This window comes from Bradyrhizobium sp. LA6.1 (assembly GCF_040547805.1).
Lineage (GTDB): Bacteria > Pseudomonadota > Alphaproteobacteria > Rhizobiales > Xanthobacteraceae > Bradyrhizobium > Bradyrhizobium barranii.
In genome coordinates this window covers 1-21,264 of sequence record NZ_JBEPQK010000038.1, presented here as the reverse complement: position 1 = coordinate 21,264, position 21,264 = coordinate 1, and the positions used below count along the sequence as shown (strand labels likewise).

General features: G+C 61.6%; 21 protein-coding genes. 8 read left to right on the top strand and 13 right to left on the bottom strand.

Translation table 11 applies throughout. The features are described 5' to 3' along the window. Positions 1-21: 21 nt before the first annotated feature. On the bottom strand, positions 22-1,632 hold the full coding sequence (locus tag ABIB99_RS43500) for a gamma-glutamyltransferase family protein (protein WP_354182035.1): 1,611 nt from the start codon (positions 1,630-1,632) through the stop codon (positions 22-24). Between the two features lie 20 nt (positions 1,633-1,652). Further along, positions 1,653-2,963 carry an aspartate aminotransferase family protein gene (locus tag ABIB99_RS43495; protein WP_354182033.1) on the bottom strand — a complete coding sequence of 437 codons (1,311 nt, stop codon included), beginning with the start codon at positions 2,961-2,963 and terminating at the stop codon, positions 1,653-1,655. Positions 2,964-3,062: 99 nt separating this feature from the next. Here ABIB99_RS43495 and ABIB99_RS43490 point away from each other — a divergent pair, with 99 nt between their 5' ends. Continuing rightward, positions 3,063-3,926 carry a LysR substrate-binding domain-containing protein gene (locus tag ABIB99_RS43490; RefSeq protein WP_354182031.1) on the top strand — a complete coding sequence of 288 codons (864 nt, stop codon included), beginning with the start codon at positions 3,063-3,065 and terminating at the stop codon, positions 3,924-3,926. Between the two features lie 90 nt (positions 3,927-4,016). Here the strand turns inward: ABIB99_RS43490 and ABIB99_RS43485 are convergent, their stop codons facing one another. Both ABIB99_RS43485 and ABIB99_RS43480 read right to left on the bottom strand, forming a co-directional pair. After that, complete coding sequence (locus tag ABIB99_RS43485; RefSeq protein WP_354182029.1) at positions 4,017-4,841, bottom strand: alpha/beta fold hydrolase; 825 nt, start codon at positions 4,839-4,841, stop codon at positions 4,017-4,019. A gap of 62 nt (positions 4,842-4,903) precedes the next feature. Then, complete coding sequence (locus ABIB99_RS43480) at positions 4,904-5,923, bottom strand: alcohol dehydrogenase (RefSeq protein ID WP_354182027.1); 1,020 nt, start codon at positions 5,921-5,923, stop codon at positions 4,904-4,906. 148 nt (positions 5,924-6,071) lie between these two features. On the opposite strand from ABIB99_RS43480, the gene ABIB99_RS43475 reads away from it, so the two are divergent. Beyond that, complete coding sequence (locus tag ABIB99_RS43475; protein WP_354182025.1) at positions 6,072-7,013, top strand: GlxA family transcriptional regulator; 942 nt, start codon at positions 6,072-6,074, stop codon at positions 7,011-7,013. A 210-nt stretch (positions 7,014-7,223) separates the two neighbouring features. Here ABIB99_RS43475 and ABIB99_RS43470 read toward each other — a convergent pair whose 3' ends face one another. The 4 genes from ABIB99_RS43470 to ABIB99_RS43455 all read right to left on the bottom strand — a co-directional run bounded on the left by ABIB99_RS43470 (position 7,224) and on the right by ABIB99_RS43455 (position 9,831). Beyond that, positions 7,224-7,943, bottom strand: a complete 720-nt coding sequence (locus ABIB99_RS43470; RefSeq protein ID WP_354182023.1) for a hypothetical protein — start codon at positions 7,941-7,943, stop codon at positions 7,224-7,226. Between the two features lie 150 nt (positions 7,944-8,093). Then, the gene (locus ABIB99_RS43465; RefSeq protein ID WP_502917568.1) at positions 8,094-8,858 is read right to left on the bottom strand and encodes a nitroreductase family protein; all 765 of its coding nucleotides are present in this window, start codon (positions 8,856-8,858) and stop codon (positions 8,094-8,096) included. 21 nt (positions 8,859-8,879) lie between these two features. Next, complete coding sequence (locus tag ABIB99_RS43460; RefSeq protein WP_354182021.1) at positions 8,880-9,014, bottom strand: hypothetical protein; 135 nt, start codon at positions 9,012-9,014, stop codon at positions 8,880-8,882. Positions 9,015-9,417: 403 nt separating this feature from the next. After that, positions 9,418-9,831, bottom strand: coding sequence for a hypothetical protein (locus tag ABIB99_RS43455; protein ID WP_354182019.1), 414 nt, complete (start codon positions 9,829-9,831; stop codon positions 9,418-9,420). Positions 9,832-10,114: 283 nt separating this feature from the next. Here ABIB99_RS43455 and ABIB99_RS43450 point away from each other — a divergent pair, with 283 nt between their 5' ends. The 3 genes from ABIB99_RS43450 to ABIB99_RS43440 all read left to right on the top strand — a co-directional run bounded on the left by ABIB99_RS43450 (position 10,115) and on the right by ABIB99_RS43440 (position 13,013). Continuing rightward, a complete protein-coding gene (locus tag ABIB99_RS43450) occupies positions 10,115-10,753 on the top strand; it encodes a recombinase family protein (RefSeq protein WP_354182017.1) in 639 nt (212 codons plus the stop codon). A gap of 262 nt (positions 10,754-11,015) precedes the next feature. Beyond that, positions 11,016-11,870 (top strand): hypothetical protein, encoded by an 855-nt coding sequence (locus ABIB99_RS43445; protein WP_354182015.1) that lies wholly within the window; start codon positions 11,016-11,018, stop codon positions 11,868-11,870. A gap of 249 nt (positions 11,871-12,119) precedes the next feature. Beyond that, positions 12,120-13,013, top strand: coding sequence for a 3'-5' exonuclease (locus tag ABIB99_RS43440; protein ID WP_354182013.1), 894 nt, complete (start codon positions 12,120-12,122; stop codon positions 13,011-13,013). A gap of 198 nt (positions 13,014-13,211) precedes the next feature. Here the strand turns inward: ABIB99_RS43440 and ABIB99_RS43435 are convergent, their stop codons facing one another. Genes ABIB99_RS43435 through ABIB99_RS43415 form a run of 5 tightly spaced genes read right to left on the bottom strand, consistent with a single transcriptional unit; the run spans position 13,212 to position 17,938 of the window. Beyond that, positions 13,212-14,288, bottom strand: a complete 1,077-nt coding sequence (locus ABIB99_RS43435; protein ID WP_354182011.1) for a branched-chain amino acid ABC transporter permease — start codon at positions 14,286-14,288, stop codon at positions 13,212-13,214. A 5-nt stretch (positions 14,289-14,293) separates the two neighbouring features. Continuing rightward, positions 14,294-15,163, bottom strand: coding sequence for a branched-chain amino acid ABC transporter permease (locus ABIB99_RS43430; RefSeq protein ID WP_354182008.1), 870 nt, complete (start codon positions 15,161-15,163; stop codon positions 14,294-14,296). Position 15,164: 1 nt separating this feature from the next. After that, entirely contained in the window at positions 15,165-15,866 is a 702-nt protein-coding gene (locus ABIB99_RS43425; RefSeq protein ID WP_354119709.1) for an ABC transporter ATP-binding protein, read from the bottom strand. Positions 15,867-15,869: 3 nt separating this feature from the next. Next, entirely contained in the window at positions 15,870-16,586 is a 717-nt protein-coding gene (locus ABIB99_RS43420; protein ID WP_354182006.1) for an ABC transporter ATP-binding protein, read from the bottom strand. Positions 16,587-16,609: 23 nt separating this feature from the next. Then, the gene (locus ABIB99_RS43415; RefSeq protein ID WP_354182004.1) at positions 16,610-17,938 is read right to left on the bottom strand and encodes an ABC transporter substrate-binding protein; all 1,329 of its coding nucleotides are present in this window, start codon (positions 17,936-17,938) and stop codon (positions 16,610-16,612) included. Between the two features lie 139 nt (positions 17,939-18,077). Between ABIB99_RS43415 and ABIB99_RS43410 the strand changes: the two genes are divergently transcribed. The 3 genes from ABIB99_RS43410 (at position 18,078) to ABIB99_RS43400 (ending at position 21,112) form a co-directional block, all read left to right on the top strand. Continuing rightward, on the top strand, positions 18,078-18,866 hold the full coding sequence (locus tag ABIB99_RS43410; protein ID WP_354182002.1) for an IclR family transcriptional regulator domain-containing protein: 789 nt from the start codon (positions 18,078-18,080) through the stop codon (positions 18,864-18,866). 112 nt (positions 18,867-18,978) lie between these two features. Next, positions 18,979-20,568, top strand: a complete 1,590-nt coding sequence (locus ABIB99_RS43405; RefSeq protein WP_354182000.1) for a 4-hydroxyphenylacetate 3-hydroxylase N-terminal domain-containing protein — start codon at positions 18,979-18,981, stop codon at positions 20,566-20,568. 100 nt (positions 20,569-20,668) lie between these two features. Next, positions 20,669-21,112: a flavin reductase family protein gene (locus ABIB99_RS43400; RefSeq protein ID WP_354182047.1), complete on the top strand. Its 444-nt coding sequence runs from the start codon at positions 20,669-20,671 to the stop codon at positions 21,110-21,112. Positions 21,113-21,264 lie beyond the last annotated feature (152 nt).

Genomic DNA, 21,264 nt, shown 5'->3' with positions numbered 1-21,264 from the left:
TCCCTTCTGATTGCGTCCCGTTCACAGGGCGACGACATACCCGTCCCGCCTCGGATCGGCGGCACCCGTCATCACTCCGGTTTCCGGATCGAGCGCGATGGCCTGCATGCCGCCGCAGAGCATGGTCCACCCGGTGTCCAGGATCTCGATCTCGTGGCCGCGGCCTTTCAGTTCGGCGATCGTTTCCGGCGCGATGCGGTTCTCCGCTTGAATGAAGCGGCCATCCCAAAGCCGCGCACGCGGCGCCTCGATAGCCTGCTGCAGCGCAAGGCCGAACTCGACATACTGCACGAAAGCCTGAGCCTGGGTTTGCGGGATGCCGTAGCTGCCGGGCGTACCCAGCGCGAGCACCGGACGGTTGCTCCGCGTCGCGAGCGATGGCGCCATGGTCACCGGCAATGCGTCGCCTGGTTTGGCCAGGTTGGGGCTTCCCGGCTGCACATCAGCCCAATGGAGATGATTGTTGAGGCAAACGCCGGTCCCGGGCACCACAACGCCGCTGCCGAACGGGCTGCCGAGACTCTGCGTGATGCAGATCAGATTGCCCTCGGCGTCTGCGATCGAGAACGAGGTGGTATGCCCGGGATCGGCACGATCTTGCGGCATCCATTGCTCGGTGGGACCAGTGATCGGCTGGCCGTCGCTCACGCGCTGCCGCAGCCGCGCGATCACCGTGTCGGACAAGGCGCCGGCTGCTTGATCCAGTCCCAGATTGCCGTGTGCGATCCGCTCGCCGGCTGCAAGACGGATCGCGCGATAGACCGTGTCGAGATGATCCGCGCCGTCCTTCGGCAGGCGCCCAAGGTCGTAACCTTCAAGAATTTTGAGGGTCAGAGCCAGTTGGAAACCGCCGCATTGCGACGCCGGGACGTGAAGCTCGAGCCCTCGATACGACACGGTCAGGGGATCGAGCCAATGCGGCTTGACGGAAACGAAATCGGCCAGTGCCAGGCTGCCGCCGAGCGTACGGAGATAGTCTATGATCCGCCGGCCGAGCTTGCCGCCATACAGATGCTCCGGCCCCAATTCGGAGATCTCCGCAAGCGTCCGCGCGAGTTCAGGCTGAGGGATGATGCTGCCGAGCTTCACCGGTATGCCGTCCGGCAGGTAGTTCTTGACCAGTGCGCTGTGTAACTCCGGCCAGGGCTCGAGCAGCGGCACTTGCTCGTTGATCTCATCGCGACCGAAATCCGAAAGAGCAAAGCCGTCGCGCGCCAGCGTCATCGCCGGAGCCAGGACATCGGGAAGCGATTTGCGTCCATAGCGCGAGAGCAGCTCACACCAGCCCGCGAGATTTCCGGGCGTTGAGGCCGCCTGCGCGCCGCGCTCGAGCTCGAGGCGGCTGGTGTATCTGCCGACCGGGAAGCTCGCGGGCGTCGGCGGCGCGAAGTCGAGCACGCGAACGCGCTTCTCGCTTGCGACCCAGATCGTGGCCAGTCCAAACCCGGCAAGGCCCGACATGAACGGTTCGACCACATTGAGGGCGGCCGCGGTGGCAACGGCCGCATCGAAAGCGTTGCCGCCCTTGATCAGGAGCCGTGCACCAGCCTGCGCCGCAAGCGGATGCGCGGCAGCGACCATGCCGTGCCGCGAGAACAGCGTCGGACGCCCATATGTCCTGGCGAGTTGCACCTGTTCAGGCTTCCCCGCGATCAACGACCGCTCGCCGCTGCCTGGATCGCCTCCGACATGATCTCAAGACCGCGATCGATTTCGGCCTCGGACACTGTGAGCGGCGGCGCGATTCGGAACACCCCGCCCATGCTGGGCAGCTTGACGATATTCATGCTGAGACCACGACGCATGGTTTCCTCCATGATCCGCGCGCCGAGTTCGAAGCCCGGCGCCTTCGACTGCCGGTCGACGACGATTTCAAGACCGAGCAGGAGCCCGCGGCCTCTGACGTCGCCGACGCATTCGAACCTTTGTTGCAACGACAGCAATCCATCCCGGAGCCTGTTGCCCCTGGCGGTCGCCTGCGCGACCAGCCCGTCGCGCGCGACCACGTCGAGCACCGTCACGCCGATCGCGGCGGGCAAGGGATCGGAGACATGCGTGGTGTAGAACAGGAAGCCGCGCTCGAACGCGGTTTGCTCGATGGCCTGGGTCGTCATGACAGCGGCGAGCGGCAGGCCGGCACCGAGCGTCTTCGACAGCGTAAGAATGTCCGGCACTACGCCGTCGCGCTCGAAGGCAAACATGTGCCCGGTGCGGCCAATTCCGGTCTGGGCCTCGTCGAGGATCAGCAGCATGCCGCGCTGTTCGCATTTTCGCTTCAGTGCAGCGAGATAGCCGAGCGGCAATTCCAGAATGCCGCCGCTGGACAGGATCGGCTCGGCGATGAAGGCCGCCAGATTGCCGGTCGACTGGCTGTCGATCAACGCGAACGCATCGTCCAGCTCGGCCTGCCAGTCGTTGCTGCCATCGGCGTTCCTGAAACGAGGGCGATAGGCGTTCGGCGCGGGAATGACGAACGATCCAACCGCAGCCGGTCCGTAACCGCGTCGGCCGGCGCTGTAGGTCGCTGATGCCGCAGCCCCGGTCATGCCGTGCCAGCTTTGCGCGAAGGCAACGATCTCGTGCCTGCCGGTCACGAGCTTTGCCATTCGGATCGCCGCTTCGTTGGCTTCCGCACCTGTCGTCAGCAACTGCACGCGCTCGAGGCCGGGAGCAAGCGCGGCGAGGCGCTCGGCCAAATTCACCACCGGGCGCGAGAGCATGCCGCTGAAGAGATGAGCGACCGCCCCCATTTGCCGCGCGACGGTGGCGACGATATCGGGATGCGTGTGCCCCAGCACGGCACTCATCTGACCCGAGGTGAAATCGAGGATGGCTCGTCCATCGGCGTCGTACACGAAACTGCCGGCCGCCCGCTCGATAATGACGGGTTCGAAACTCGGGCCGTAGCGGGTCAGATGCGTGTTGGCGGAAGCCCAGAAATCGGGATCGCTATTCAAGGTCATGACAAGCCACCTGCATTCGGGATGCCAGACCTCTAGCCAATGATTTGGCTTCAGGCTAATTGATATAATTCAACCTGGATATCAATCTGACTGATACGGATGCTGGATCTCACCCTTCTGAGAAATTTCATCATCGTGGCCCGGGTCGGTTCCATCAGTCTGGCCGCCCTGCAGATCGGCCGGACGCAGTCCGCGCTCAGCATGCAGATGCAACGGCTGGAAGAGACGATCACGCAGCCGCTGTTTCACCGCAGCGGGTCCGGAATGAGGCTGACTGCGGCCGGCGAGAAACTGCTCGCCCACGCCGAGACGCTGCTGGCGCAGCACGATGAGATTCTGGCCGACATGAGCGGTGAAGGGCTCAAGGGGACGCTGAGCCTGGGCTGCCCGGAGGACTATTCGATCGCCTTCCTGCCGGCGCTGCTGAAGGGGTTCTGCGCGCTCCATCCCAATGTCGAACTGCGCATGGTCTGCGCCCCGACCTCCGAGCTGCGCCCCATGCTGGCGCGGCGCCAGATCGACATGGCGCTGGTCTCGCTGTCTGATGCCGGTGCGAGCGATGTGATCCGCCAGGAGCGCTTCGTCTGGGTGGCGAACGAGGCCGAACCGAAAATACTGACGCAAGACGTCCTGCCTCTGGCCCTGGCAGCACCGATGAGCCTGGACTACCGCGCAGCCTGCACCGCGATGAACGCGGTCAATCGGCGCTACAGGGTCGCTTACGCCAGCAATAGTCTCGCCGGCTTGATCGCGATCGCGCGGTCCGGTCATGCGATCAGCGTCCTGACGCGAACCGCCGTTCCGTTCGATCTTCACATCGTGTCGGCCGGATTGCCTCTGCTTCCGACGATCGGCATCGCGCTTGAATTCTCGGAGGCCAAGCCGTCTTTGTTGACGACAACGCTAGCCGAGCACGTTCGCACCGTGCTGCCCGGACTGAAGACCAAGGCAGAGATCGATTGAGAGGGGTATCGGGAGAGGACGTCGCTGGTGTCCCGAAGGAGCTTATCGTCATGGGCCTCGATCACGTGCTGCTGAATCTGTTTCTTCACCTCACTCGTCCAGGAAGGTTCGGCAATGGGCGACGAACCTCGCCGGATATTGGAACAGCGCGCCGTGGCCCGAGTCGGGATAGATGATGAGCTGCGCGTTCTTCGTCGCTTTGAACATGTTGTAGGCGTTAATGCTCGGAAACATGGTATCGTCGCTGCCGTGCACGATGAGCGCCGGCTGCCCGATGGCGCGTAGCGTTGCGTCGCCTTCATCCTTGCGCGCGCACCAGCCGATGATTGCCTTCGCCTGAGGCTCGCTGACAGCGTCGCCGCTGTCCGGATCACGACCTTCAGAGCGGGCCGTTGCGCGGGCAACGAAGGCACGGCCGGCGCGCTGGCTTTCTTCGGAAGGCGTGAAGAACAAGGGCAGACGCACATCCGGCGCACCTCGGGAGAAGGCGTCGTCGACCACTTCGAGAAGGTGTTCTTCGCCACCCCGTGGTGCCGCGCCGGCGATGATGACCTTGCCGATCAGGTCGGGGTGCTGCACGGCGAGGACTTGGGCGAGCATACCGCCGAGGGAGAAGCCGAGAAGATCAATCTTCGACAGACCAAGGCCCCGCACGAATGACTCGGCATCGGCCGCCATCTGTTCCACCGTGTCGGGCGTCCGGCCAGTCGAAGTGCCGATGCCGAGGTTGTTGAACGCAATGACCGGCCGCGTTTCGGCAAGGCCGTTCATCACTTCCGGATCCCAGGAATCCATCGTCCCGGTGAAGTGCTGCAGCAGGATGAGCGGTGTCCCGACCGTCGGGCCAAGCGGCCTGAAGGCAAAGCGGACGTCGCCGACGTTCAAGTATTCTGTTCTTGCGGTTTCGAGTGACATGATTGTTCCTCTGTGAGCTGCCTCGCCCGAGGCAAGGTCGATCCGGACGATTGGCGGCGCATCTACATGGTGAGGACGATGCGGAAGCGGGCTTTCCCCGCCATCATCTTGCGATAGGCTTCCGGCGCGCGTTCCAGCGGCATCGTCTCGATCATGGCAGTGACGCCGGCGAGCGAGCTGAAGCGCAATGTGGCCTCGGCGGTGGCCGGGTCACCGGTCAAGGCGCCCTCGACAGAGCGCCCGCCGAACAGAAGGTCCGAGGTTGCGATCTCTACGGGTTCGGGAGATGCACCGAGTGCGATGATCCGGCCGCGCGGCCTAAGCCCCTTCACCGCGTCGGCCACGGCCTTGCCGCCCGACGCGGTGACGACGACAAGATGAGCGCCCCCCAGATCTTGCAACGCCGAAGCAACCGGGGCGGTCGAGCTGTCGATATAATGATGGGCGCCGAGCTTTCCGGCGAGGCCATCCTTGTCCGGCCCGCGTCCGATTGCCACGACCTCGAAGCCCATGCGCCGCGCGAACTGCACGGCCAGATGTCCGAGGCCCCCGATGCCGATAACGGCGACGAGGTCGCTGGCGCGTGCGGGAGAGTTGCGGAGCGCGCTGAAGGTCGTCAGTCCCGCGCAGAGCAGCGGAGCAGCGTCTTCCGAGGCGAGACCATCGGGGATCGACACGAGGCCGCTGGCGCGCGTGAGCATGTATTGCGCGTAGCCCCCATCATGATGAATGCCGGTGAACTCCTGGTTCCGGCAGTTGACGAGATCGCCGCCGCGGCACTCTGCACAATGTCCGCAACTGCCTCCGAGGAAGCCGACGCCGACACGCTGCCCGAGCGTCCAGCCCTCGACGTTATTGCCGACCGCATCGATCACGCCTACCGCCTCATGGCCCGGCACGCGCGGCCATTGGATTGGGAAGGCCCCTTCGACCGTCGCCGCGTCGGAGTGGCAGACGCCGCAGGCCTCGACGCGAAGGCGGACCTGCCCCGGGGCGGGATCGACAAGCGGCTTTTGCGTCAGTTCGAGCTGTCCCGGCCCGACGGCCTGGACGGCGGTGTATGTTGTCGGATGGTGCGACATGAAAGCTCCAGCGTCTGAAAAGCTATCAGAGCGCTACCAGCGGCCTCCCGAAGCCGACAGGACGTAGATGCCGTCATTCCGGCCATGAACATGGCGAAACGTCGCCGGAACAACCATCTAGGCGGGTAGCAACCGTTACGGAGAAAGCATGAAGATTGGCCTTGTCCTTTGCACGAATTTCCAACCCGTCTGCTTCGGGGCCGTTGCGGCGTTCGACGTGGCCAACAAGCAAGCCGGCGAGACGCTCTACGACGTGCGCGTCCTCTCGGAGGAAGGAGGGCTGGTCGCCTCGTGGGCCGGCATGCAGGTCATGACGGACCCATTCGACGACGCGCCCTATGACACGCTGATCGTCGCCGCGGGCCTTGAGATACCGACGTCGTCGCCGGGATTGGTCCGGCTGCTTCGCGCCGCCGCCCGGGACGCGCGGCGGGTTGCCGCCAGCTGCCTGGGCTCGTTCGTCCTGGGAGATTCCGGGTTGCTGAACGGCCGGCGCGCCACGACCCATTGGCGTTACGCGCAGGCGCTGCAGGACCGTTTCCCTAGCTGCGAGGTCGATATGGACAAGATCTTCATCGCGGATGGGCCGATTTGGACGTCAGCCGGCATGACGGCGGGAACGGACCTCGTCGTGGGCATGATCGAGCGCGACCACGGGTCCGACATCGCCCGTTCAGTCGCAAAGGGCATGGTCATGTATCATCGCCGCTCCGGCGGACAATCCCAGCACTCCACCTTGCTGGATCTCGGCGCGAATGAAGACAGGGTTCAGCGCGCATTGAACTACGCGCGTCAGAACCTTGCCGAAAGCCTGACGATTGATGACCTTGCTGAGGCCGCATGCCTCAGTCCCCGGCAGTTCACGCGACTGTTCCGGTCAGAAACGGGCACCACGCCGGCGAAGGCGGTCGAAGCGCTGCGGGTCGAAGCCGCGAAATTGATGCTGGAGCAGAGCCGGTTGCCGATCGAGGTCATCGCCCGTGAGGTGGGGTTCGCGAACCGGGAGCGGATGCGCCTGGCGTTTGCCCGCGTGCATGGAGAGGTTCCGCGAGCCATCCGCAATGACGCCGGACCGCTCGCGACGCTTTAGCCAGCGGCCCGAAGAAGCACTGCTTCCAGTTCGCGGTCGAGGTAGAGGCCGACTTGCAGGACACGATCGTCGCCGAACTGGCCAAACAGCGACAAAGGCTATCGGCTTCCGCTCCCCATTGCCCCGTGAGGAGGTTCACGGCGGAACATCCGCCATGAACTCCATCGGATGATCTTGCGCCGTTGAGTTCGAACCCCAAAAGGCTCATGGCTAGCCAAGGCGGATGTTGGAGAGATCGATCGAAACGACGAGCGGCTCGGTGCTGAAGCTGCCGTCCGGCTGACGGGCATAGATCCGGCGCTTCGTTGGGAATTTGATGCCCGAGACTTCCGCATAGTCTTCGATAATGTGCGCGCCGGGCGTGTTGCCCGCGATCTCGACGTCATAGTCGTGGCGCTTCAGCAGCCCCTCACCGTCGAAATAGAGCGTCTGTACGGTGCTGTGCGTCGCGATCCCGCCGGGAAACCGTACGGCGAGGCGGCGCCAGTCGCCGCTATCGGTCGGCCAAGGCTCCAGTTCCTCCGTCTCGACTCTTGGCCAGGCGAGCAGGAACGGCATGTTCAAATAGGTCCACATGGCGCATCCGGCGAAGTAAGCCAGTTGCAGCTCCGTCCACGGCGTTTGCAGCGTGTGGCCGGCGAAGCTTGCCCGCGGCTCGAGCAGTTCTTCGAGAGCTGTTCCGCTCGCAGCTTCCAGGGCGACGCGGCCCGGCTCGAAGCGGGAGCGTCGATTCCCAGCGCCGAACGGGGCGTGCGAAGCCCACTCTTTCTTCAGACCCACCGTGACGTTGGTCTGCTCGAGGGTGAGCGCCTGCCCCTTCAAGGACCACAGGGCGCCCCCCTGTATGAGATCGGCGGAAACCTGCTCGAATTGCCGCCAGCGATCGAGGCCCCCATGAGCTTCGATGGCAAAATCCTTGAGTTGCTTCATTGGTGCGCTCCTGCGAGAGCCACGCGGGATCGCGCGGCCTTTGTGGCGGGAGCCTAGATGCTCGGCCAAGCCTGCCGAACGACTTAGATGCCTTGATTCCAGACACGACCGCGAGCCGGGCTTTCCAAACGCCTCTGCAAGCCGAGTGCGCTACCTTAGACGCTGGTACGATGCCGTTTCGACCCGGTCGACCGTTAATAATAAAACGGTTTCATTCGTGAAAACGCACCGCTTGAGCAACTGACGCGCGGCTGGTTCGATACATATTCGCCCGGCTCGTCTCGTCAGGAAATCCAAAGGAAATGCTGCAGACCACGAGTCTGCTCCCGTCGAGCGCGAAATGCCTCCGAATGAAATTCGGATATCGAGCCAAAGAGGCCTGAGCAATGGAGGCGACGCCCCGGACTTCGCCGCCAGCATGAAATTGGTGACCCATCCGCCGCAGTCAATCGCGCCGTAGACGCCAAGTCGTGCGTCGGTCGTGATAATCGCGACGTGAGGCGCCCCAAAGAGTTTGAAGTTCTTGTCGGCCTGCTCGTCCCTGCGGACTCTATCGCCCCGACTGATGCCGAGTGCTTCATAGAGTTGGAAACCAGACTCGCGCCGACGTTGAAGATAAATTCCTTCGTACTCGGGCCAGGTGAAGTCCGGCACCTCCGACGCGTCGGCCCGCGCCAGCGCAAGTGCATCGATAAATTCGGTCGTTGCCCGTCCGCGCGTCACTTCGATGTGCCAAGGCTGCGTATTGCACCAGGAGGCAGCGGTCTGCGCGACGACTAAGATCTCATTCAGAAGCGCCGGACTGACCTGATCGGGCCGATAATCCCTGCAGCTCCAGCGAGACCTCGCAATGCGATCAAGTGCCTTCGCAGTCGGATTGTCTCTTAGCGAGTCGACAGCAACACCCATCTTCATGGAACTCCTGCAGCAGAAAGATCACATTAAAACCGGGTGCTGATCCCATACTGTGCTTTCACTCTCGACCAGTGCGCCCAGTCGCAGGATCGTCTCCTCATCGAACCATCGCGAAACGAGTGAGGCATCACCGCCAAGAAGCAGCTTGGCAGTCATGGCGACATTCTCTCGCTATAAACTCACGCCGCAGCGCTTGTGGGAACCGTGATGCTACGGGTTTTGTCCCACATCGAATCAGTCCAAAATTACACTGCTCACGAACTGGCCGCGGGGTGCTGGATGAGAGCAAACTATGAGGCCAAGCCGGACTACGACTGTCATCATCCGCATTAATGTTGCGGCCTGCCTCTTCGGCATCGCCGCGATCATCAAAGCGATGATGTAACGGGATAAGAGAGCGGAGGCGCGGCAACGTGTCTCCGCTCACTTGCTTCCGACGAATTCGAAATCAGCTATCGACATCTCGGAGTGACCGCACCGTAGGGCCGATCTGAAAATTCGGCAAACTTTTGAGACGGTAGTCGCTGGTGTTGAGGCCCGCGTGTCCCCCATGGGGGTCTCAGAAGAGCCGAGTGGCAGGGCGACACGTAAGCTCCCAGTGGGAGTTGTTGCCGATGTCCTCATACCACCAATCAATCTCAGTATGGCCAGTCACGCGATCAATCGACCCGTCGATGGTGAATGGCTTCCCCTTGAAGCCAAGGGCCACCGGGGTCGGCCGCCCGTTGAAGCTGACAAGCGTGGCGTTGATGCCCGTGACAGGCGTGACGTAGTCGCCGAACGTGACAGTGCGGGCGGCGGCATTCACGATGATGCCGATGTTCGTAACAGGGTCGGGTTTCAGGTCTGCGGCGGCGGTCGCCGTCAGCTTGCTTGTTCCATTGCAAGCCAGCGTGATTGTCGAGCCTTCTTGTTGCTGCGCATACGCGGACTGCGTCAGCGCCAGGAATAGAACCGCGCAAGCGAATCTCATGGATGCCCCTCTTACGTTCCCGATCTGTGACAGCGATTTTGTTTCTGCTCAAGCTGCCTGAACCAACTGCGTTGGAACGAATACTCGCTACATCCTGCAATCGCTGAACGCCGCGTAATACCCACCGCATACTGCAATCACAGAACGCCATATGCTCACACGGGTATGCCCTGATGAGCCATGCGATCAGGGTGCAAAACGGTGCTCACACGGGTTGACATCGGCCTTGTGAGCATATTTTATATGAGCATTACCTTTGTGATCGCTCTCAGGCGGTGCGACCATGACCACGATCTTCTACGCTCGCGTTTCGACTACCGATCAGACCATCGACCATCAGGCTCAACAGGCCAGAGCCGAAGGGTTCGAGATCGATGAGGTTCTGGCTGACGAAGGCGTCAGCGGTGTCAGCACCAAGCTTGCAGAACGCACACAAGGTAGGCGGCTGTTCGACATGCTGAGGAAGGGCGACACCCTCGTCGTGCGATGGGTTGACCGGCTCGGCCGCAACTACATCGATGTGGTGGACACCATCAGAGAGTTCATGCGCCGGGGTGTCGTCATCAGGACGGGCATCAACAAGATGACCTTCGATGGTGCCACGACCGATCCGATGCAGATGGCCGTGCGTGACGCGTTGATCGGTTTCATGGCCGCGACTGCGCAGGCTCAGGCAGAAGCCACGAAGGATGCGCAGAAGGCTGGCATTGCTCACACCAAGGCAAGTGACCAGACCGCGTATCGGGGGCGCAAGCCGTCGTTCACCCGTAAGCAGTTCACAGAAGCGTTGGCCCTCGCGAACCAAGGCGCGATGAACACGAGCCAGATCGCGAAGGAGGTTGGCTTACAGAGGATGGCCGTTACCCGGATCATCCTAAACCCGGCCAATGCTGAACAGCAGCTTGCGACGTGGGGGCTGTGATGATCCCGTGAGGCACAACGGAGGCGCCCAACAGACCACGATACGCGAGCATTGCAAGCCTATCTCGGCCACAAGAACATCCAGCATACCGTCAGATATACGGAGCTATCGCCGACGCGGTTCAAGGACTTCTGGAGGAGTTGAGGCAGCCGCAACGCCTTGGCACCAGCGCTCGCGTGTCCGTGGACGGGCCGTCCACAGCGTCAGAGGCGGACTTGAGGTCCGTCTATGGTATGCTTGTCCCGAAGGGGAGCGCCGGACGATGGAGGAACTGCTAAAGCTTCTCGGCTTCACCACGCCGCTCATTTACGCGACGGCGGCATACGGCTTGTTTCGCTGGTTGGACGAAAACGCCTCCGATCAGGCAAAGGCCGCGCTCGCTCGAACCATGAGGTTCAAAGACTATAAGAACGAGCAAATCTCGTCAGCGTTGGTCGAAGTATTTGATCGAATATACACGTATCCGCTGTTGAGTTGGCGGGCATTCGGTCGGTCGTTGCTGCTTACGACTGTGGTTTCGGTCATTTGGTTATTCGAAATAAGGTACATGATTGGTGACCTCCGCGCCGCGTGTTTTCATTATTCCCCTAGTGAAAGAGTAGCTTGCGAAGAAGGACCTATGGCACTGCTAGTGGCGGTGTATGCTGCTCTCATTCTGATGGCAGCATTGCCCTTCACCTTCCCGACAGATTACCTTGCTCTCTTTGTGATCAGGCCATTACTAATCCGAAGCAGCACGAAACCGGTGATCGGCCTCGTCCTCGGAGCTATGATTGGGGCAGCAATCGTGCTTGGAGCTAATGCGTTGCGAGGGATAGCTATGAATATTTTGGCACCGCAGAGGCACTGGGACGACTGGCAGCTATACCTACCGTCGAAGTTTGACTTTGATCAGCTAGCTTTCGTATTGCCTGCGCTTTTGGTTTTCTCCTGGTTGCCCTTGTTCGCGCTCGGCATCCTGACTGCCCGCCTCTTAACGCCTTTGACTTGGATAGTCGGAAGAACGCAGTGGTTCCTAAAAGAGGGGAAGGAGCATCCGTTAAAAGCAATCGGATATGTAGCGGCTGTTGCTGTCTTCGTTGGCACGGTTTTTGGGCGAGCGGTCTTCAGCGCTTGAGCAGGTAGGCGCTCGAAGAGAACCGAAATCGACGCCACAAGACACGAGCCTTGCAAGCTTATGGCCGCAAGAACATCCAGCACGACCTGCTGCTCGCCCATAAAGGAACGCCTTCTGGGGGGGCGCTGTCTTCCCTCCAAGCCGGGGATGACCCGGTGCCGCAACTGGATTTCGGGCTTTGACCGGGACTAGATTCACGCCGCTCGGCTAGACTGCTTTACGGGTGTTCGGAGGATCGAAACTAATCCAATGCTCGAAACTGATTTGACCCTGGCCGCCATGGCCGAAGCTCTGACCAAATCTCCCGACTACCGTGTCCTTCGACGCTTGGTTCGTCGGGCGACTTTCGCTCCATCCATCGGTCAAAGCACTAAGACAGGCATCCTGCTCGACGTGGAGACGACCGGCTTGGATCAGCAGAAGGACGAGGTCATCGAGCTTGGAATGGTCAAGTTTGACTACCTGCCCGACGGGCGCATCGCGGGCCTCAGGGACGTCTTCTCATCGTTCAACGAACCGTCCGCGCCAATCCCGCCGGAGGTTATCGCGCTCACGGGGATCACGAACGAGATGGTCACTGGGCAGCGGATCGACGAAGCGGCCGTCTCGTCATTCGCGGACGACGCCGTCATCGTTATTGCCCACAATGCGAGCTTCGATCGCAAATTCGCGGAGCGTTACTGGCCTGTATTCCAACGGAAGGCCTGGGGCTGCTCGGCGACAGAGGTGGAGTGGCGGAAGCACGGCTTCGAGGGTTCGCGCCTGGGCTACCTCCTGAACGGCGCTGGCTTCTTTCACCAGGCTCATAGAGCCGTCGACGATTGCCATGCCCTCCTGGAGATTCTCGCGCTCGAACTGCCGACCGGCGCACCGGCGCTTGCCGTCCTGCTCGAGCAGGCTCGCAAAAAGACGATGCGAGTGTGGGCCGAGCAGTCGCCTTTCGAGCTCAAAGACGCTCTAAGACGTCGAGGCTACCGTTGGAGCGACGGAAGCGATGGCAGGCCGCGGTCGTGGTACGTCGACGTCGACGAAAGCAAGCTGGATGATGAAATCGCGTTTCTCAAGACCGAGATCTATCTCCGGGACGTGGAGCCGCGTTTGCAGACCTTGACGGCATTCGACCGATTTTCCATCCGGGCATAAGGCGGGACAGATCCGGCGCTGAGGCCGACCTTGAACGTTGTATTCCGCTGATTGGCTGGATCAAACCAATTTCGATGCCGACGCGATAGAAGCAACCTCATATCGGCGCCAGATGACTATCCTCGGCGGAGCAAAGCTCGCAAAGAGAACCGGCGTAACGAACAATGGAAGCGACATCAAATCCGCCTCTAGGGACATCTAGCGGTCCCCGCGGTCACCGACAATCAGTCGACGCCGTGTCGGAAACAGCGTCAGATCGTAATGCTCGGCAACCAGACCCCAGATGCCTTTTGGCGCGAACAGCATGATGATAATGCCGAGCGTACCCAGGATGATGAGATAGGACGCGCCGAAATCGGCAAGATAGCGCTGCAGCAGATAGAAGATGATGGCGCCGATGACAGGGCCTTCCATCGTGCCGATGCCGCCAATGACGACGATGAAGATGACATAGGCGGTCCAGTCCAGCACCGAAAAGGCGGCATCCGGTGAGATGCGTGCCTTCTGGAGATAAATCAGCGCACCGATCATGCCGGTCATGGCGGCAGTCGCGACATAGACGGCGAGTTTGATCCGATAGATGTCGACGCCGAGGCCTGCGGCGGCGGCCTCGTGATCGCGGATCGCACCGAGTGCCAGGCCGCGGCGCGATCTAAGAATGAAATATACCGCCGCGAGCGTGCCGGCCAACAAGGCCAGCGCTATCCAATAGGAGACAATGTCGCGCGCCGCCGGCATACGCACGTCGAGCCACGTCTTGACCCATTCGATGCCGAGCACGGATGACGTGACCGACGGCGTGAGCGATGTTCCGGTGCCACCGCCGAGCGGCTTGAACTGGGCGAAGACGAGACGATAGACCTCGGCTACGACCCAGGTGCCGATCGCGAAATAGGCGCCGCGCAGGCGAAACACGATCAACGCGGTCGGCAGCGCGAACAGCGCGGACGCGAGCCCCACTAGCGGAATCGCCAGCAAGGGATTCAGGCCGGCGATGAGCGTGAGCGCGAACAGGAGGTAGCCGCCGAGACCGACAAAAGCCTGCTGGCCCACCGAGATCAGGCCGGTATAGCCCGCCAGCAGATTCCAGCACTGCGCCATCGCCAGCATATAGAAAAGAAAGATCAGGTCCTGGATCAGGTTGCGGCCCGCAAAGATCGGCAGCAGCACCAGCGCGAGCAGAAGGATCAGGGCACCCGCCGCAGTCGTGCGCGGGGAACCGCCTGCCGTCTCGATGCGGAACGCCGGCGTCGATCCAGCTGCGGCGTCATCCATCGCATTCAATCCTGTGCGCGCGGAAACAGTCCGCGCGGCCGCACCGCCAGCACCACGAGGAATGCGAGATGTCCGGCGAGTATCTGCCACTCGGGATCGATGTGAGCACCGATGGTCTGAGCAAGCCCGAGCACGATGCCGCCGGCGAGCGTGCCCCAAAAACTGCCGAGACCGCCGATGATCACGGCTTCGAAAGCATAGAGCAGCCGTGCCGGGCCGATGGTCGGATCGAAATTGGCCCGCAGGCCGAGGTAGAGGGCGGCGATCGCGATCACGACGAAGGCAAGCCCCATTGCGACAGCAAAGATGCGATTGACATCGACGCCCATGAGCTGCGCGACTTCGAGATCGTCGGAGGTGGCGCGAAAGGCGCGGCCAACCGGCGTCCGGTAGAAGATGAGATTGAGAAACAGGATCACGGCGACCGCGGACACGAACGTCAAGAGCGGCACGACGCCGACCGCGATGCCGCCGCCGAGCGGGATCGAGGCGGTCTCGATCGTACCCGAGCGCAAGCGCTGGCTGTCAGCGGAAAAAACTTGCAACAACCCGTTCTGGATGATGATCGAGAGACCGAAGGTGACAAGCAGCGGCGGAAGCAAATCGCGTCCGAGTGTGCGGTTCAACAATACGTGCTGAAGTGCGAAGCCTGTGACGAACAGGACCGGGATCGCGACCAGAACTGCGATGAAAGGATCGAGGCCGAGCTTGCTTGCGACAACAAGAATCGTGAAGGCAGCGAGCACGATGAGGTCGCCATGGGCGAGATTGACCAGCCGCATCACGCCGAACATCAGCGACAGTCCTGTGGCAAACAGGGCATAGAGGCCGCCGAGCAGCACGCCCTGGATCAGTGCGTCGAGCCAGCCAGTCATGTCATGATCCAAAATAGGCGCGGTGGATCTGCTCACGCGTCAGCTCGCGTGGGCGACCAGTGAGCGACAGGCGCCCCTCCTGGAAGCAGTAGACGCGATCGGCGACCTTCATCGTCTGCACGATGTCCTGCTCGACAAGCACGACACTGGTTCCCTCCGCCTTGATCTGCGGAAGGCTTGCGTAGATGTCGGCGATGATGATCGGTGCGAGCCCCAGGCTGATCTCGTCGCACAAGAGGATGCGCGGATTGGACATCAGGGCGCGGCCGATCGCAGCCATCTGTTGCTGTCCGCCCGACAAGGTCGGCGTCGCCGAGGCGCGTCGTTCCTTCAGGATTGGAAACAGCGAATAGACACGATCGAGAGTCCAGGGCCCCGTTTTCTTATGGCCATAGCTGCCAATCAGAAGATTCTCCTCCACGGTAAGCGAGGGAAACAGCCGCCGCCCCTCCGGCACGAGCGCGATGCCGCGCTTGACGATCTCGGACGCGGGCCGTGCACCAATCGGCACGCCATCGAGCACGACGCTGTTGGCGGAGCCTTGAATGAGCCCCGCGACGGCTTTCAGGAAGGTCGACTTTCCCGCGCCATTGGCGCCGATGATGGCAATGGTCTCGCCCTTTTCCAGCATGGCATCGATGCCGTAGAGCGCCTGGAAGTCGCCGTAGAAGGCCGTGAGCTCGCATGTTTCCAGGAGCGGCATGCGTCAGGCCTCGATGCCGATATAGATCTGATGCACGTCGGGCCGTTGCATCACCTCCTTCGGCGCGCCGTCCGCGATCTTGCGGCCGAAATTGAGCACGACCAGGCGATCGATCACGGCAAATAACGCATGCACAACATGCTCGATCCAAAGGATCGAGACGCCGGTCTTGCGGATGTCGTGAATGGTGACGACGAGCTCGGCGCATTCGCCTTCGGTCAGACCACCGGCAATTTCGTCGAGTAGCAGAAGTTTTGGCGCGGTCGCAAGGGCGCGCGCCATCTCCAGTCGCTTGCGTTCGAGCAGGGTCAGGGAACCCGCCAGCACGTTGGCTCGCCTGAGCAAGCCAAGCTGCTCGAGTATTTCTCCACAGGACTGTGCAGCCTCACGCTCGGTCCTGCGGCTGCCATAGACCGCGCCGACCAGGAGGTTCTCAAGCACGGTGAGTTTTTCGAATGGCTGAGGAATCTGGTGGGTGCGGCCGAGGCCGGCCCGGCAGCGCCGTTGCGGCGGCAGGCCCAGGAGGTCCTGGCCGTCGAAGCGAATGCTGCCGGCGGTTGGCGAGAGGCCGCCGGCGATCAGGTTGAAGAGCGTGGTCTTGCCCGCGCCGTTGGGTCCGATGATGCCGACCGCCTCACCCGACCCGACGTGGAGATCAAGATCATCTGCGACGGTGATCAAGCCGAAGTTTTTCTTCAGGCCGGCAACTTCCAGCAGCATGAGATGTCAACGCGTCGCTCGGATCAGGCGATCGCCTCCATCTGGCCTCCGACGGGGATCGCCGGTGCCGTCTTGTTGTCGGTGATGACGATATCATATTTGCCGTCCGTGAACCGCCACTGGCCGCCGACGAGCGGAGTCTTGGCGACGTTCTTGGCGGCGAAAGGCGGCAGATTTGCACCGCCCCATTGCACCTTGCCGACGACCGTGTCGAGATTGGTCGCAGCGATGGTCGCAGCGATCGTTTTGGGGTCACGATCGGGCGCGCGCTTCAGCACGTCGACGGCGACTTCCAACAGCGCGTGGATGAAGCCGATCGGCTGCGTCCACAGCTTCCCGGTCGCGGCCTGATAGGCACCCGCGAGATCCTTGGCGCTCATACCGTTCAGTGACGACTTGAAGGGATGGCTCGGTGACCACCAGACCTCCGAGGACAGGTTATGGCCGTCCCTGCCCAGCGCCTCGACAGCGACCGGAAATAGGATTGCCTTGCCGATGGAGGCGACCTTCGGCTTGAACCCCTGTTGAAGAGACTGCTTCCAGAACGTCGTGAAATCCGGCGGCAGCACCACACCGGTGATGATCTCGCATTTGGCCGACTTGAACGCACCGATCTGGGCGGAGAAATTATCGGTGAGATTTTGATAGCGGCCGGGATCGGTGAGCCTGTAACCGCCCTTATCCAGTACCGGCGGGAAGCCAACGACCTTGTCACCCCAGGCGTTGCCGTCGCCGTCGTTCGGAAACAACCCGCCGACGGATTTGTTGGTCGCGACCTGGCCCCACATGTTGGTGAAGACGGCAATCACGTCCTCGAGCCCCCAGAAAAAATGATAGGTGTAGTTGAAGCCTTTCCAGGCGCTCGGCCCGCCGGCGGGATCGGCCTGACGGCCAATGAACCAGGGCTGCCATGGCGCCACCGTCGAGATGCACGGCACCTCCTCGATCTCGCATTGGGTGGAGACCGGGTTCGTCGTTTCCGGCGTCGAGGCGACCAGCATCAGGTCGATCTTGTCTTGGACGATCAGATCTTTTGCGACCGATGCGGCGCGGTTCGGATTCGACTGGCTGTCTTTTACGACGACCTCGACCGGCACAGTGGCATTGCCGATCTTGATGCCCGTCTTGGTCGCTTCCTTGAAATTGGCGATGATGAAATTGTCGGCTTCGGCAAAGGCTGCGAGCGGTCCGGTGAGCGGTGAGACATAGCCGAGCTTGATCGCACGCGTCTGCGCGATCGCCGGCGACGCCGCTCCCATCGATAGCGCAGCGCCTGTAGCGGCGGAGTATTTGAGGAGCGTGCGGCGGTCGATCGAATGGCGATGAGTCGAACCGATCTCTTGGCGGGTCATCTGCGCGTCCTCCCCTCTGGATGCGCCGGATTCGTATCGTGCGATCGATTGACACACGCGCCGGCGTTCGATATTCGAACATTGGTTCGTATGTCGACCAGTCTCTGCCAGAGCCCTGAAGGAGTCAACAGGCCGCCTCATGACGCAACCTTCCAAGTCACTCACCGGCGATCCCGAGGACAAGGAATTCATGACGACGCTCGCCAAGGGCCTCGCGGTGCTTGGCGCATTTGGCAAGCAGCGGCCGACCATGACCCTGTCAGAGGCGGCCCAGGTTGCCGATCTGTCGCGGGCGACGGCGCGCCGCGTACTGCGGACCCTCACCCAGCTCGGTTATGTCGAACAGGACGGCCGGACGTTTTCGCCGTCGCCGCGGATCCTCGATCTCGGCTTCGCCTACCTCTCGACGCAGAGCTGGATCGATCGTGCGACGCCCTTGATGCGCGAGATCAGCGAACGGCTCGGCGAATCCAGCTCGGCCGCGATCCTGCAAGGCATTGACATCGTCTATGTCGCGCGGGTGCCGGCCCGCCGCATCATGTCGGCGGCCCTCTCGGTCGGCAGCCGGCTGCCAGCGCTGCACACCGCCTTGGGGCGAATCCTGCTCGGCTATCTCGATGAAGCCGAGATCTGGCGGCGTTTGAAGTCGCAACGCATCGAGGCCTACACGCCACAAACCATCACCGACCTACAGGCCCTGTTCGATCGCATCCGGGCCGATCGCGCCCAGCGCTTTTCGATTGTCGACGAAGAGCTCGAGCGCGGCCTGCGGGCGCTGGCCGTGCCGGTGCTCGATCGCAGCGGACAGGTCGTCGGCGCCATCAACCTGTCGACCCACTCGACCCGTACCACGCGAAACGAAATGAGGGAGCATTTTCTCCCCGAACTCAACCGGATCGCCGAGCAGATCTCATCGATGACCTTCTGAGCTAGCCCCGCGCTTGCCAATCGATGAACGCGGCCGTATCGTTGCGGCAAGTTCGGAATACGGACACTTGTTCGATAATCGAACATCACGGAACGATCAGGGAGATCACGCGATGGCAGGCAAGGCGCAGCGGAACGCGGCAATCTCGCCGGAGCACATCGGCAACGTCAAAGTCACCCGACCGCAAACCGGCCAGGAATATCTGGAATCGCTGCGCGATGATCGCACCGTCTACATCTATGGTGAGCGGGTCAAAGACGTCACCACTCATCCGGCGTTCCGCAACACCGCGCGCATGATCGCCCGCCTCTACGACGCGCTGCACGACGACAAGCGCAAGCACAAGCTACTGCTGCCGACCGACACCGGAAATGGCGGCATGACGCACGCCTTCTTCAAGGCGCCGAAGTCGATGGACGACCTGATCGCCGGGCGTGATGCGATCGCCGAATGGGCCAAGATCACCTATGGATGGATGGGACGGGCACCGGATTACAAGGCCGCGTTCCTGGCGACCCTCGGCGCGAATTCCGATTTCTACGAACCCTACCAGGACAATGCCAAGCGCTGGTACAAGTTCAGCCAGGAGCGCGTGCCGTTCATCAACCATGCGATCATCCATCCACCGGTTGATCGTGACCGTCCGCCGAACGAAGTCGCCGACGTCTGCTGCCATATCGAGAAGGAGACCGACGCGGGTATCATTGTGTCGGGCGCCAAGGTGGTCGCGACAGGATCGGTGCTGACCAACTACACCTTCGTCGCGCATCACGGCCTCATTCCGCTCCAGGACAAGAAGTTCGCCGCGGTATTCATGGTACCGACCAACGCGCAAGGCGTGAAATTCATCTGCCGCACCTCCTACGAAATGAGCGCGAGCGTGATGGGTAGTCCGTTCGACTATCCGATCTCGAGCCGTCTCGACGAGAACGATGCCGTGTTCATCATGGACAAGGTGTTGGTGCCCTGGGAGAATGTCTTCGTCTATGGCGACATCGAGAAGGCCAACAACTTCTTCCCGCGAACTGGTTTCCTGCCGCGTTTCGTCGTGCACGGCTGCACGCGGCTTGCGGTCAAGCTCGACTTCATCAGCGGCCTGCTGTTGAAGGCAACGGAGGCCGCCGGCACCAAGGATTATCGCGGCGTCCAGGCCAATGTCGGCGAGGTCATCGCCTGGCGAAACCTGTTCTGGAGCCTCTCGGATGCAATGGTTCGCGATCCCAAGCCGTGGATCAGCGACTATGTGCTGCCGAACATGGACCCCGGCAACGCCTATCAGATCATCGCCACCATGGCCTACACCAAGGTCAAATATCTGATCGAGCAGACCGTTGCCTCCGGTCTGATCTACCTCAATAGCCACTCCAGCGATTTCAAGAACGAAGAGATCCGTCCCTATCTTGATCGTTATCTGCGCGGCTCCAATGGCTACAAGGCCGAGGAGCGTGTGAAATTGCTCAAGCTGTTGTGGGATTGTATCGGCAGCGAGTTCGGCGGGCGCCATGAGCTCTATGAGATCAACTACGGCGGCTCGACCGAAGAGATCCGCCGCTATTGCCTATTCGGCGCGCAGGCCTCAGGCAATGCCGATCGCTTCAAGGGCTTTGCCGAGGACTGCATGGCCGAATACGACCTCGACGGCTGGAAGGTTCCCGACCTCACCGATCCCGGTGAGTTCAGCTATCACATGATGCGAAAATGATCGACGATGCCGGGGCAATCATGGTTGCTCCGACGGCACCTAGAGAAGCGGTGGTGACATGAACATACAGACCATCGATCCGAAGCACTTCCGCTCGGTGATGGGCGCATTCCCAACCGGCGTCGCCATCATCGCGACCGAATGGGCGGGCAAGCGGTTCGGCGCAACCATCAACTCGCTGACATCGGTATCACTTAAGCCGTGCATGCTATTGTTCTGCACCAACGAAGGCAGCGCGACGGGAACGGCAATCCGCAAACGCGGACTGTTTTCGGTGAACATTCTCGGCCAACATCAATCCCATCTCTCAGCCCGCTTCACGGGCAAGCAGAGAAACCGGTTCGAGGACGTCGCTGTCGCGTTCAGTGCCGACGGCCTGCCGCTGCTCGAGGGTGCGGCCGCTCAACTCTGTTGCCGCGTCACCGCGATCCACAAGGCGGGCGACCACGATATCATTTTGGGTGAAGTACTCTCAGGCGAGGAGGCTGCCTGCAATCCGCTCGTCTTTCACAAGGGTGCCTACGGAATCTTTCAACGCGCTTGAGCTGAACTCCCGCTCGCAGATGTCCTTTTTGTGCATCGCATAGCGCTACCCGTCCGCCCGCTTTAGCCACACTTACCGGTGAGGACCTGATCTTGAAACGTAGGAGAGTACGTCATTCCGCTGACCGATCAGTCGCGAAATCATGTTGGCGA